Genomic DNA, 12,892 nt, shown 5'->3' with positions numbered 1-12,892 from the left:
TGCGGGATCGATATCTGATAAGGAGTATCTGTTGAAAATTTTTAAGGCTGTACCGGTTGCGCCTATTTTCGTGTTTCTCGTTTCCACGTTATTCATGGGGGTTTTCCCGGATACTGCCTTCGCGCAGACCAAACCCGCTGCGGAAAAGAAGGAGGATGGAGGAGCCAACAAGGAGACGAGCAAGGAAGCAAACAAGGAAGCGAAAGGCGGTGAATGCGCCCCTGTCGCAGTATGGACGGTTCCCGGTTCTGTTTCCGGTTCAGGGAAAATATCCATTACCGATGTTATCGGCCGAGCTGTCCGGCAGGGGGTGGTGTTGCTGGGAGAAGCGCACGATAACCCTGAGCACCACCGCTGGCAGTTGCAGACGCTGGCCGCGTTGCATGCGGAGCGGCCGGACATGGTGATCGGCTTCGAGATGTTTCCACGCAGGGTGCAAAAGGCGCTCGACCAGTGGATTGCAGGCGAACTCACCGAGGCTCAGTTTCTCGCTGCTTCCGAGTGGAATACGGTCTGGAGCACCGATGCAGCCATGTATATGCCCCTGTTCCACTTCGCGCGCATGAATCGCGTGCCGATGGTGGCATTGAACATCGATACGCGCCTGAGACGATCGGTTGCGACAAAGGGATTCGCGGGAGTGCCGGAGAATGAACGAGAAGGTGTAACGGCGCCCGCTGAACCGAGCAATGCTTACCTCGACTATCTGCTCCCGATCTACGGGGAGCACGATCGCGCAGGCAAGAAAAAGGCGGGCGCCAGTGCGAGTCGTGACGATCCGGATTTTCGACGCTTCGTGGAAGGCCAGCAACTGTGGGATCGGGCAATGGCGCAAGGCATTCATTCCGCATTGGACCGGCCCCAGCGTCCCCTGGTTGTGGGGATCATGGGTTCGGGGCATATCAAATATGGCTACGGCGTTCCACACCAGTTGAAGCACCTGGGGGTGACGGATGTGGGAATGCTGCTCCCCTGGAACAGCGGTACTTCATGTGATCTGCTTACAGCGGACATAGCAGATGCCATATTCGGGACGGCGTTGCCGCCACTGGCGGCGGATGAGCGTCCCCGGCAGCGCCTGGGGATCCGCTTCGAGATGGCACAGGACGGCGGGGGCGCGCGCGTGCTGCAAGTGGAGAAGGGCAGCATTGCCGAGAAAGCGGATATACGTGAAAGTGATTTGATCATCGAGGCCGCAGGGCTGCCTGTCAAGCAGCTCAACGATATCGTGGAAATCGTCAAACGGCAGGCGCCGGGAACATGGCTCCCGCTGAAACTCAAGCGGGGCAGTGATACGATGGAGGCTGTCGCAAAGTTTTCTCCGATGTCCAAACGATGAACAGGATGCAAATAATAATGTCTGCAACGAGGCCGATGATGAAAGGGACGCGAAGCAGTTGCATTCCCGATTCCGGAAAGGTTGCCAGGATTGTTTCGTATGTGTCGCTCCTGATTGTTGGCATAACAGCAATTTTGTCTTTCCCTGCTGCACAGGCGGCGGAATCAGGTTCCGCTCAGGAGGTCTCTCGCGTCGATTCTCCGGTCCATTATGACATCCGCGTTCACATCGATCCGCTGGAGCGCACTCTCAAGGGTCGCAGCGTGATCACCGCGAATACTCGGGAGGAACTGACACTTGTGATAGGCCGCCGTTTCGAAGTGCTGAAGGCGCGGGTGGATGGCGAGTCGATCGGCTCGTCTGCGACCGTGGGAGCGATGCGGGCCTGGCGTATTCCGGAGGAAGAGAAGCTTCCCCGTCGCATAGAAATAGAGTGGCGGGGGGAACTGTCTCCGCTGGATACCTCGCTCGATCACCGCCAGACACTGGGGCAGAACGAGCCAGTCAGTGGCGAATCGGGTACGTTCCTGCCGGATTCGAGCGGCTGGTATCCGTATCTTGCAGGCGAACTGGCCAGCTATGATTTGAGCATGGAACTCCCGGCCGGCCAGCGGGGTGTGGTCGCGGGGCGACTTGCGGAGGAATCGGAATCGCCACAGGGATTTCGCGCACGTTTTGAATTTCCCGCTCCCACTGGCGGAATCGATCTCATGGCGGGCCCCTACATTGTCGAAACCCGGACGATCCGCAGCGCAGGGGGCAAGCCGATCGTATTGAGAACCTACTTCCACCGGGAAGTTGCGGACCTTGCAGGAGAGTACCTCGATTCGGTCAAGGGATATATCGATCTTTATGAATCCCGGATCGGCGCCTATCCATTCACGGAGTTCAGCATCGTCTCAAGCCCGACACCGACGGGTTTTGGCATGCCCACGCTCACCTATCTTGGTTTGGAGGTGCTGCGACTGCCTTTCATTCGCGCAACTTCCCTGGGTCACGAGGTATTGCACAACTGGTGGGGAAACGGCGTGTATCCCGATTACGCAAAAGGCAACTGGTCGGAAGGATTGACCACCTTTATGGCCGATTATGCGTATAAAGAGCGGGAGAGCGATGCGGCGGCGCGGGAAATGCGGCAGGGCTGGCTGCGCGATTTTGCCGCCCTATCGCCCAGCCAATATGCGCCGCTGAAAAGCTTTACCTCGCGCACGCACGGAGCTTCGCAAATCGTCGGCTACAACAAGGCTGCCATGGTGTTTTTGATGCTGCGCGACCTGCTCGGGCGAGAAACTTTCGATCGGGCACTCCAGACATTCTGGCGCGAACAGCGCTTCCGCGTTGCCTCATGGGAAGATCTGCAGCGCGCCTTTGAGACTGCTTCCGGCAGGAATCTGCACGTATTCTTCGATCAATGGCTTACTCGCTCCGGTGCGCCAATCGTGCGATTGACGAAAGCGGTGCGGATGAAGGCAGAGGGGGGAAGCCATCATGTTTTGGTCACGCTCGAACAACCGGAGCCCGCGTATCGGCTGCGGGTACCGATTGCCGTCCACACCCAGCAAGGCGAAAAAATTCACACCGTCGATCTAGAGAACACGCAGCAAGTGTTTTCCATCGAGACTGACGTCGCTCCACTGGAAGTGATACTTGATCCCGATCTCCGCTTGTTCCGGCATTTGATGCCGCAGGAGGCGACTCCGATCCTGCGTCAGGTGATGGTGAACAAGACAACGGTAACCGTTTTACTGCCGGAAAGTGGACCTGCGCGCGATGCTGCGGAGATTCTGGCGACCAAGCTTCAACATCGCGCGCCAAAACTGATCCCGGGTACGGACAATATGCCGGCCACGCCGACCTTGGTGATAGGCCTCCAGGACCAGGTGGATGCGTGGCTTGCGCGGCACGAGTTGCACAGGCCGGAGGATATGATGGGTAAAGGCTCGGCCCAGGCCTGGACTACGCGCCTTTCGGACAGTACCACGCTTGCAGTCGTTTCCGCACGCGACATCGAATCCCTGACTGCGTTGACCCGGCCACTGCCGCACTATGGCCGCCAGAGCTACGTCGTGTTCGAGGGCGCGAAAGCTGTCAGCCGCGGCACATGGCCTACCCGTCCACAGGCGGTGAAACTCGATTGAGAGAGTGGACGATTTCCTCTTTGGGAGACTTTTTTTCGTTTTACCTTGGTATCCCCAAATGAACCAGGATCGCGTCCTCCACCGCCAGCATATCGGTCCAATTTAGGGACTTTAAAGCTAGTTCTTGTTAGAATAATAAAGATTTACATAATTACTTGGAGTATTTGATGGCTGTCGAGCGAACCCTGTCTATCATCAAGCCGGATGCAGTGGCAAAAAATATAATAGGAGAAATTTATTCCCGCTTTGAACGGAATGGACTGAAAATAGTCGCATCAAGGATGCTGCGTCTATCCCAGGCTGATGCTGAGGGTTTTTATGCAGTCCACCGGGAACGGCCGTTCTTCAATGATCTGGTGAAATTCATGATTTCCGGTCCCGTCATGGTGCAGGTACTGGAAGGTGAGGATGCCATCAGAAAAAACCGGGATCTGATGGGGGCGACCGATCCGAGGAAGGCCGAAAAGGGGACGATTCGGGCAGATTTTGCCGAGAGTATCGATGCGAACGCTGTGCATGGCTCGGATGCGTCCGAAACCGCGGCGGCTGAGATCGCCTATTTTTTCCCGGAACTCAATATTTATTCGCGATAAGGGGGATCACGGCTCAGGTATGAGCATCAATCTTCTGGATTTCGATGCGAAAGGGCTTGCCGGTTTCTGTGCGAAAATCGGTGAGAAGCCGTTTCGCGCCCGCCAACTGCTGCGCTGGATACATCGGGCCGGTGAAGCCGATTTCGATGCCATGAGCGACCTCGCGAAAGGATTGCGGGAAAAGCTGTCTGCTGCGGCGGTGATAGAACCACCGAAAGTCATCAGCGATCATACCGCTCCCGATGGTACTCGTAAATGGCTGCTGTCGGTCGGCGCAGGTAATGGAATCGAAACAGTTTACATACCGGAAACGAGCCGGGGGACGCTGTGTATTTCCAGTCAGGTAGGGTGTGCGCTCGCATGCGCATTTTGCTCCACCGGGAGGCAGGGATTCAACCGTAATCTGACGGTGGCGGAAATCATCGGCCAATTATGGTGGGCGAATAAAGTGCTGACGGAAACGTTCACGAGCGAGGCGGGACGCGAGCGCCCCATCACCAATATAGTCATGATGGGGATGGGGGAACCGCTGACAAATTTCGAGAATGTAGTGACGTCGCTCGACCTGATGCTGGACGACAATGCTTATGGCTTATCACGGCGCCGGGTGACCGTGAGCACGTCGGGAATAATTCCAGCCATGGACCGTCTCCGCGAGCGTTGCCCAGTGGCGCTGGCGGTATCCCTGCATGCTCCCAACGATGCTTTGCGCGATCAATTGGTGCCGATCAACAGGAAATACCCGCTCAGGGAACTGCTGGGCGCATGCGAGCGCTATCTTCAATCCGCGCCACGAGATTTCATCACTTTTGAATATGTCATGCTGGATGGTGTGAATGACAGCGTGGCGCAGGCGCGTGAATTGGTGCAGCTGGTAAGGAATATTCCCTGCAAGTTAAACCTGATTCCGTTCAATCCTTTTCCTGATTCAGGTTTCAAGCGTTCTTCCGCAAACGCCGTATCCCGCTTTCGCGATGTGTTGATGGAGGCAGGATTGGTGACTACGGTACGCAAGACGCGGGGGGATGATATTGCCGCGGCCTGCGGCCAGCTTGCGGGAAAAGTCCTCGACAAGACACGCCGCGCCCACCGCAGCATTGCGGAAACGGCTGGATGAGCCAGGTTGGGGGCGTATTTTTCCGGTTGGCAACTGCACCTGGAGACGTGAAGGCGTAAAAGCGATTGCGGATATGAAGCGTCAGGTAACATGAGATGGGGTGAGGGAATGGAAGCTCCTGAAAGTAGCGACATTGAGCAGCATGAGGAACCAAAACAGACCGGAGAGCAGGTCGGCCAGGTGCTGCGCGCTGCGCGGCTGGAACGCGGCCTGGATATTGAGGACGTTGCGCGGCAGTTACGCTTTGCGGCGCGGCAGGTGACGGCACTCGAAGAGGATGAATACGATAAGCTTGCCGGCGGCCCTTTCCTGCGCGGATTCGTGCGCAATTATGCCAAATTGCTGCAACTGGATGAGGCGCCGTTGTTGAAGCTGCTTGAACAGTCGGTTCCTCCCCCGACTGCGCACGTGGGACGGCCTCCAAGTGAGGATATCCCTTTCCCCTCCGGGCAGGAGTATCTGAAACGCAACGTGGTCATCGGCGGAGGAATTGTCCTGGCGATCACCCTGCTGGGTTACGCGATCTATAGCGGTGACAAGGCTCCAGTTGCCGAGCAGCCCGAGATGGCAATGGAATCGGAGAAAGACAACGAGCAGCCGACTCTTTCATTCCCGTTTGCGCCGCAGGCGCCCACCACAGAAGCGCCGGAATCCCAAGCTCCCGCACCTTCCGCGCTTGCTCCCGATATGGCTTCCCAACCAGAGCCAGGTATTGCTGCCCTCCAGGAGACAGGACCTTCTGCGGATACAGGCAGAGAGCAGGACACCGTGGCGTCCGCTCATAAAGACGAGACCGCTGGGAGCGGTCCCGAAGCTTCTGCTGGAGAGCCTCTCACTCTGCCTCTTGCGCCGCCACCGGCGTCGCAAACCACTCCCCCAGCATCGGCAGTTCCCAGGGGGGAACCCGCCAATGTCGCAGTGACTCCGAAGCCGCCTCAGGCCGCAGTTGCTTCGAAGCCGCCTCAGGTCGCAGTTGCTCCGAAGCCATCTGAGGTCCCAGTTGCTCCAAAGCCATCTGAGGTCGCAGTTGCTCCAAAGCCGCCTCAGGCCGCAGTTGCTTCGAAGCCGCCTCAGGTCGCAGTTGCTCCGAAGCCATCTGAGGTCGCAGTTGCTCCAAAGCCGCCCCAGGTCGCGGTTGCTCCAAAGCCATCTGAGGTCGCAGTTGCTCCAAAGCCGCCTCAGGCCGCAGTTGCTCCGAAGCCGCCTCCTGCAAAAGGTGGAATTCGTCTGACGTTTGCCGGGGAGTCATGGGTGCAAGTCAAGGATAGCAACGGTAAATTGCTTCTCTCAAGAGTCAATCCTCCTGGCAGCGAGCAGGTGCTGCGTGGTAAGCCGCCCTATTCCCTCATGATCGGAAACCCGGGCCAAGTCAAGCTCGTCTACAATAACAGACCGGTCGATCTCTCGATTTTCGCCAAACTTCCCGGTGGAATGGCACATCTCGTGCTCGAATAGATTTCAATTTCAACACAGAATTTCATATTCATCATGTCTATGGTTCAAAGTGCTTTTCCCCCACGCCGGAACAGCGTGGGCGTTCAGGTAGGTTCGATCCGGATCGGCGGGGGCGCGCCCATCGTAGTGCAGTCCATGACCAATACCGATACGGAAGATGAAATTGCTACCACCGTGCAAGTGGCCCAGCTTGCGCGTGCCGGATCCGAACTCGTGCGCATCACCGTCAATACGGCCGAAGCAGCCAAGGCGGTGCCGGGTATCAGGGCTCGACTCGACGATATGGGTTGCCACGTTCCCCTGATAGGCGATTTTCACTTCAATGGCCATAAACTGGTGACAGAGTATCCCGATTGCGCACGTGCACTGGCGAAATACCGTATCAATCCCGGTAATGTCGGGCATGGAAAGAAACGTGACGAACAGTTTTCCATTCTGATCGAAGCGGCCTGCAAGTATGAAAAACCGGTGCGCATCGGGGTCAACTGGGGAAGCCTCGATCCCGAGCTGCTGGCGCGCATGATGGACGAGAATGCCCGCTCCGGGGACCCGAAGGATGCCTCCGCGGTAATGTACGAAGCCTTGATTACCTCTGCACTTCAAAGCGCTGAGCGCGCGGAGGAGATCGGGCTGGGTCGTGACAGAATCATATTGTCATGCAAGATGAGCGGGGTGAGAGACCTCATTACCGTTTATCGCGCCCTTGCATCCCGCTGCGACTATGCGCTGCACCTTGGGCTCACCGAGGCGGGCATGGGTTCGAAGGGGATTGTTGCTTCCACGGCAGCACTGTCGGTACTGCTTCTCGAGGGTATCGGCGATACGATACGGATATCGTTGACGCCCGAGCCAGGGGGAGATCGCGCGCGCGAAGTGATCGTGGCCCAGGAGATACTGCAAACCACCGGTTTGCGCGCTTTTGTGCCTCTGGTTGCTGCCTGTCCCGGCTGCGGCCGTACCACCAGCACCTATTTTCAGGAACTGGCGGAAAGCATCCAGGGCTACGTGCGCGAGCAGATGCTGGTATGGCGCGAGGAATACGAAGGTGTGGAAAATATGACCCTCGCTGTGATGGGCTGCGTGGTCAATGGCCCGGGCGAAAGCAAGCATGCCAATATCGGTATCAGCCTGCCAGGCTCGGGGGAACGGCCGGTGGCGCCAGTATTTGTGGACGGCCAGAAGTCTGTAACGCTGAAAGGTGACAATATCGCAGGCGAGTTTCGCCAGATAGTCGATGAATATGTACAGATGAAATACCCCAAGAAAGCAGTCGATGCCCACTAGGGGGATTCAGGCTGTACGCGGGATGAACGACATCCTGCCTGATCAGATTGACCGGTGGGAGTTCTTCGAGCAAAGTGTCCGTGACTGGATGGCGGCTTATGGCTACCGTAATATCCGCATGCCGATAGTCGAGCAGACCGACCTGTTTGTGCGTTCCATCGGCGCGGTCACAGACATCGTCGAGAAAGAGATGTACACCTTTGTGGATCATCTCAACGGCGAGAGCCTGACACTGCGGCCGGAAGGAACCGCGTCCTGCGTACGTGCGGTTCTTGAGCATAATCTGCTCTATTCCGGCCCGCAACGGCTATATTATTCGGGTGCGATGTTCCGCCACGAGCGTCCGCAAAAAGGACGTTACCGGCAATTCCATCAGGTCGGCGCAGAAGCTCTGGGGTATGCCGGCCCCGATATCGATGCCGAGCTTATCGTCATGGGCGCCGACTTGTGGAAGCGGCTCGGTGTTTCCGGCGTGCGGCTCGAAATCGGGACGCTTGGCAGCGCGGAGTCGCGCTCCGTGCACCGTACCCGCCTGATCGGCTACCTGCAGCGGCATCTATGCAAGCTGGATGAGGATGCATCCAGGCGCCTGCACAGCAACCCCCTGCGCATACTCGACAGCAAGAATGCCGAGATGAGAGAGATTATCGAGGGCGCTCCGCGGTTACTGGATGACCTGGACGAGGACTCTCTCATTCATTTTGAAGGTTTGCAGCAAATCCTGCGCGAGCAGGGGATCGACTTCGAGATCAACCCGCGGCTGGTACGGGGACTGGATTATTATAATCGCACCGTATTCGAGTGGGTCACCGACAAGCTGGGGGCGCAGGGAACCGTCTGCGCAGGGGGACGTTATGACGGACTGGTAGAACAGGTTGGCGGCAAGGCTACTCCCGCGTGCGGATTCGCCCTGGGAGTGGAACGAGTACTGGCACTGGTGATGGACAGTGCCATCCCTCAGGCTTCTCCTGATGTCTACGTGGTTCACAAGGGCGATGTCGCGGCCGGGTTTGCCTGGAAAACGGTAAGATACCTGAGGGATCGTGGGTTCCAGGCAATTCTGCATTGCGGAGAGGGCAGCTTCAAGGGGCAGATGAGAAAAGCCGACGCCAGCGGGGCGCGTTTTGCGGTCATCATCGGAGATGATGAAGCGCAAGCCGGCGAAATAAGCATCAAGCCGCTGCGGGAAGCAGCGGAGCAGGTCCGGGTGGAGCTTGCGGAAGCTGCCGACCTGTTGAAAAAGGCTTGAATCAGAAGAATTCCAATTCCAAACTTGGGAAGGTAAATGGCAGCATATAATCCGGAAGAACAGGAAAATATAGACGAGTTGAAATCCTGGTGGAACACGTACGGCACAATGGTGATTGTGGTTGTCGCAGTTTTCATCGCGGGTATCGCCGGCGCACAGGTATGGAACTACTACAAGAAGCAGAAAACCGAGCAGGCCCTGGAATTGTATGATTCCGTGCTACAGGTTCAGGGGAGTGGCGATGCAAAAAAAATCAGCGACGCTGCCGGTCTGGTGATGGAAAGCTTTCCGAGTAGCGGTTACGCGTCGCGTGCAGCATTGATATCGGCTCAAGCCAGCTTCAACGCCGGAGATTTGCAGAACACGAAAAACCGCCTGCAATGGGTGCTCGACAATTCCGGGGAAGAAGAGCTGAAAGACATGGCGCGATTACGTTTGACGGGCGTATTGCTGGATGAGAAAAAATACGACGAGGCGCTGCGCCTGCTTGAGGTCAAGCATGGGGAATCCTTCGACGGACTCTATGCCGATCGCCGGGGCGATGTGCTGACGGCCACCGGGAAATTTGGCGAAGCCCGGGCGGCTTATCAAATGGCGCTTGCCAGGATAAGTGCCGGCAGCACTTACCATGATATCGTGCAGATGAAGCTGGATGCGCTGCCAAGCGCCAAATAGTTATAGTTTCAATATAAACTGGATAAACTCCAGCGCGAGCCCGCTACCCCTGGCGGCTTGCTGCAGCCGGTCCACTCTGAAAGCCGCTCCCTTAACATGATATGACTTGATCGGCTCGTTGATTTTTTCGTAATCACTCCTTCTCATAAACAGGAAAATGCGCGCAAGCAAAGCCTCAGCCGATGAGTTGCTGAATGTTTTTCCCGTGCCTGACCCCAGTGGCGTGCACAAGGAAATATCACTCTTGGAAGAAGCGCGTCCGTTTCACCTGGCGAATAGTGCATTCTGGCGCTATATTCTGCTGTTCGTATCGTCCTTCGCGCTTTCCGGATGTGCAGGCATGGTAGATATGGTGCGCGATGTGACCCGCAGCCTTGCCGATATCGATGTATCCGGTGTCACGGACCTTTTCGGACCAGGTGAGGTTCAAATGAGCCCGGAGCAGATCGCACAGCTGGAGGTGATACCGAGCACCCGTCCCGGTTGGGAGGCGGGCGTCGAGGAAAGTCCGGCGACTGTATTTCTGCCGGTTTTCGGCGATGGCGCTGTCTACGCGGGGGGACCGGATGGTCGTCTTGTGCGTTTCGACCCAGCTTCTGGCAAGGCTTCAGGTGTCATCGACACCAAGCATCCTCTCGCGGGTGGAATTGGCGCGGGAGATGGTATGCTGCTGGTAGGCACTTTCAAGGGCGAAGTGCTGGCTTTCGACGAGAAAAGCGGCAAACCGAAGTGGACTGCGAATCTTTCAACGGAAGTGTTGAGTCCGCCGCATGCCGGAATGGGCGTGGTAGTCGTTCGCACGGGAGACGGTCGTATATACGGGTTGGATAGCGAGAGCGGCAAGCGCAAGTGGGTTTATCAGGGCGCTACCCCATCCCTGACAGTGCGGAGTTTCGCTGGCGCGCTGATTGCCAATGATAGGGTATATGCTGGTTTTGCCGGGGGCAGGCTGGTGGCGCTGAATCTTTCGAACGGCAGCTTGGTTTGGGAGGCAATGGTATCACGCCCCAGGGGCGCCACCGAACTTGAGCGAATTTCGGATGTCACCAGTTTGCCCGTTCTGGATGAGCAGCAGGTGTGCGCTGTTGCCTACCAAGGGCGTATCGCCTGCTTCGATATTACAGCTGGTAACCAGATCTGGGCCCGGGATGTATCCAGTAATGCCGGTCTGGCCATGGATGACAATTACGTTTATGTGAGCGAGAACAGGGGCGGAATAGTGGCTTACGACAAAAGGGATGGCACCAGCGTATGGGCGCAGGATCTGCTCAACGGACTCAAGTTATCCGCTCCGCTGGTGCACGGCGCTCGTATCGTGGTCGGAGATTCTCAAGGTTATGTAAATTTCATCAGGAAGGATAACGGCGCCATTATTGCGCGCTCCGGAACCGACGAAAGTGCCATTACCGCCCGTCCCATATCATTGCCCAATGGTATCGCGGTACAAACCCGGAAAGGCGGAGTTTTTGCATTTGGTGCCTAATCGCGTGCCTAGTCGGACGCTTGGGCGCGCGTGTTTGAAAATTCACCTTCTTCTGAGGAACACCTCGGGTAATCCGCGAAATCGCTGTTCAGCGCTTCAACTCCGTGCCATATGCCGCAGCCGAGCCCTGTTTTAGACGAAAGCTGAAATCATGAAACCCACCCTCGTACTGGTAGGGCGATCCAACGTCGGCAAGTCCACGCTTTTTAACCGTTTGACACGCAGTCGCGACGCGCTGGTGGCCGACATGCCGGGGTTAACGCGCGACCGTCATTACGGACACGGCAAGCTGGGCGACAGGCCGTATCTCGTGGTCGATACAGGAGGCTTCGAGCCGATGGCAACGGAAGGCATCCTGCACGAAATGGCGAAGCAGACGCTGCAAGCAATTGACGAGGCTGATGTCGTGCTCTTCATCGTGGACGGTCGAAGCGGTTTGACGGCGCAGGACAAAATTGTCGCCGAGCAACTTCGCAGATCGGGTCGCCGAACCCTGCTGGCGGTAAACAAGACCGAAGGCATGGCTGTTTCCGTCGTTACTGCGGAATTTCACGAACTGGGATTGGGCGAGCCTTGTGCAATTTCCGCCGCCCATGGCGACAACGTGAGTGAACTGGTGGCGCTGGCGCTTCAGTATCTTCCCGACGAACCGGAGCAGGAAAGAAAAGACGAGCATCCGAAAATCGCCATCGTGGGGCGTCCCAATGTGGGGAAATCAACGCTCGTGAACACCCTGCTGGGAGAGGAACGTGTCATCGCGTTTGATCAGCCGGGGACAACGCGTGACAGCATTTATATCGACTTTGAGCGGAATGGACGTACCTATACCCTGATCGATACAGCCGGCTTGCGCCGCCGCGGCAAGGTGCAGGAGACCGTGGAAAAATTTTCCGTGGTGAAAACACTGCAAGCGATAGAAGATGCCAACGTGGTGATACTGGTGCTGGATGCTGGCAGCGAGATTTCGGATCAGGATGCGCATATTGCCGGATTCATCCTGGAAGCAGGACGGGCACTGGTGCTGGCCGTGAACAAGTGGGACAGTCTGGATGAGTACCAGCGTGACATGATCAAGCGCGATATCAGCCGTAAATTGCCATTTCTGCAGAATTTCGCCCGGTTTCACTACATCTCGGCGCTACATGGTACTGGAACGAAAGGCCTGCTGCCCTCTGTCGATGCCGCCTATGAGGCGGCGATGGCTCATCTCCCCACTCCCAGGCTTACCCGCACGTTATTGGCCGCGGTGGAGAAGCAACCTCCTCCGCGTGCCGGTATGTCGCGTCCCAAGCTGCGCTACGCCCATCAGGGTGGTTCGAATCCGCCCTTGATTATAATCCATGGCAGCGCCCTCAATGCCGTGCCCCAGACCTATCAGCGCTATCTGGAAAATACATTTCGCGATACCTTCGAGTTGGAGGGAACGCCGCTACGGATAGAATTCAGGACAGGCCGCAATCCCTACGCGGGAAAGAGCCCCGCTCCGCTCACCGAAGCCGAGGCAAAACGGGCTCATCGTCGTCGACGATACGGGCGGAAGAAGTATGGGTAACGGCGAG

10 protein-coding genes are annotated in these 12,892 nt (G+C 57.0%); all 10 read left to right on the top strand.

The features are described from left to right. Positions 1–31: 31 nt before the first annotated feature. The 10 genes from BMY01_RS10400 to der all read left to right on the top strand — a co-directional run bounded on the left by BMY01_RS10400 (position 32) and on the right by der (position 12,885). Positions 32–1,339, top strand: coding sequence for a ChaN family lipoprotein (locus BMY01_RS10400; protein ID WP_074747058.1), 1,308 nt, complete (start codon positions 32–34; stop codon positions 1,337–1,339). A 17-nt stretch (positions 1,340–1,356) separates the two neighbouring features. Next, on the top strand, positions 1,357–3,477 hold the full coding sequence (locus BMY01_RS10395; protein WP_254772693.1) for a M1 family metallopeptidase: 2,121 nt from the start codon (positions 1,357–1,359) through the stop codon (positions 3,475–3,477). Positions 3,478–3,644: 167 nt separating this feature from the next. Beyond that, entirely contained in the window at positions 3,645–4,070 is a 426-nt protein-coding gene (gene ndk / locus BMY01_RS10390) for a nucleoside-diphosphate kinase (RefSeq protein WP_074706461.1), read from the top strand. Positions 4,071–4,089: 19 nt separating this feature from the next. Then, positions 4,090–5,187 carry a dual-specificity RNA methyltransferase RlmN gene (gene rlmN / locus BMY01_RS10385; RefSeq protein WP_074746893.1) on the top strand — a complete coding sequence of 366 codons (1,098 nt, stop codon included), beginning with the start codon at positions 4,090–4,092 and terminating at the stop codon, positions 5,185–5,187. Positions 5,188–5,295: 108 nt separating this feature from the next. Next, positions 5,296–6,642 carry a helix-turn-helix domain-containing protein gene (locus BMY01_RS18625; RefSeq protein ID WP_074746891.1) on the top strand — a complete coding sequence of 449 codons (1,347 nt, stop codon included), beginning with the start codon at positions 5,296–5,298 and terminating at the stop codon, positions 6,640–6,642. Between the two features lie 33 nt (positions 6,643–6,675). Further along, on the top strand, positions 6,676–7,926 hold the full coding sequence (gene ispG, locus BMY01_RS10375; RefSeq protein ID WP_439331400.1) for a flavodoxin-dependent (E)-4-hydroxy-3-methylbut-2-enyl-diphosphate synthase: 1,251 nt from the start codon (positions 6,676–6,678) through the stop codon (positions 7,924–7,926). After that, positions 7,916–9,175 carry a histidine--tRNA ligase gene (gene hisS / locus BMY01_RS10370; RefSeq protein ID WP_074746887.1) on the top strand — a complete coding sequence of 420 codons (1,260 nt, stop codon included), beginning with the start codon at positions 7,916–7,918 and terminating at the stop codon, positions 9,173–9,175. The genes ispG and hisS overlap by 11 nt, the downstream gene beginning before the upstream one ends. 36 nt (positions 9,176–9,211) lie before the next feature. Further along, on the top strand, positions 9,212–9,850 hold the full coding sequence (locus BMY01_RS10365) for a tetratricopeptide repeat protein (RefSeq protein ID WP_074746885.1): 639 nt from the start codon (positions 9,212–9,214) through the stop codon (positions 9,848–9,850). A gap of 157 nt (positions 9,851–10,007) precedes the next feature. Further along, a complete protein-coding gene (bamB, locus tag BMY01_RS10360) occupies positions 10,008–11,333 on the top strand; it encodes an outer membrane protein assembly factor BamB (protein WP_074746883.1) in 1,326 nt (441 codons plus the stop codon). 151 nt (positions 11,334–11,484) lie between these two features. Then, positions 11,485–12,885 carry a ribosome biogenesis GTPase Der gene (der, locus tag BMY01_RS10355; RefSeq protein WP_074746881.1) on the top strand — a complete coding sequence of 467 codons (1,401 nt, stop codon included), beginning with the start codon at positions 11,485–11,487 and terminating at the stop codon, positions 12,883–12,885. Positions 12,886–12,892: the final 7 nt, after the last annotated feature.

The organism is Nitrosospira multiformis (genome assembly GCF_900110185.1).
GTDB lineage: Bacteria > Pseudomonadota > Gammaproteobacteria > Burkholderiales > Nitrosomonadaceae > Nitrosospira > Nitrosospira multiformis_A.
The sequence above is the reverse complement of the archived record's forward strand: the minus strand, read 5'-3'. Positions and strand labels throughout refer to the sequence as shown.

Bases quoted from the DNA above. Each gene is read 5' to 3' on its own strand.
- BMY01_RS10395 (WP_254772693.1), top strand. From the start codon at position 1,357: ATGTCTGCAACGAGGCCGATGATGAAAGGGACGCGAAGCAGTTGCATT.
- ndk (WP_074706461.1), top strand. From the start codon at position 3,645: ATGGCTGTCGAGCGAACCCTGTCTATCATCAAGCCGGATGCAGTGGCA.
- rlmN (WP_074746893.1), top strand. From the start codon at position 4,090: ATGAGCATCAATCTTCTGGATTTCGATGCGAAAGGGCTTGCCGGTTTC.
- BMY01_RS18625 (WP_074746891.1), top strand. From the start codon at position 5,296: ATGGAAGCTCCTGAAAGTAGCGACATTGAGCAGCATGAGGAACCAAAA.
- ispG (WP_439331400.1), top strand. From the start codon at position 6,676: ATGTCTATGGTTCAAAGTGCTTTTCCCCCACGCCGGAACAGCGTGGGC.
- hisS (WP_074746887.1), top strand. From the start codon at position 7,916: ATGCCCACTAGGGGGATTCAGGCTGTACGCGGGATGAACGACATCCTG.
- BMY01_RS10365 (WP_074746885.1), top strand. From the start codon at position 9,212: ATGGCAGCATATAATCCGGAAGAACAGGAAAATATAGACGAGTTGAAA.
- bamB (WP_074746883.1), top strand. From the start codon at position 10,008: ATGCGCGCAAGCAAAGCCTCAGCCGATGAGTTGCTGAATGTTTTTCCC.
- der (WP_074746881.1), top strand. From the start codon at position 11,485: ATGAAACCCACCCTCGTACTGGTAGGGCGATCCAACGTCGGCAAGTCC.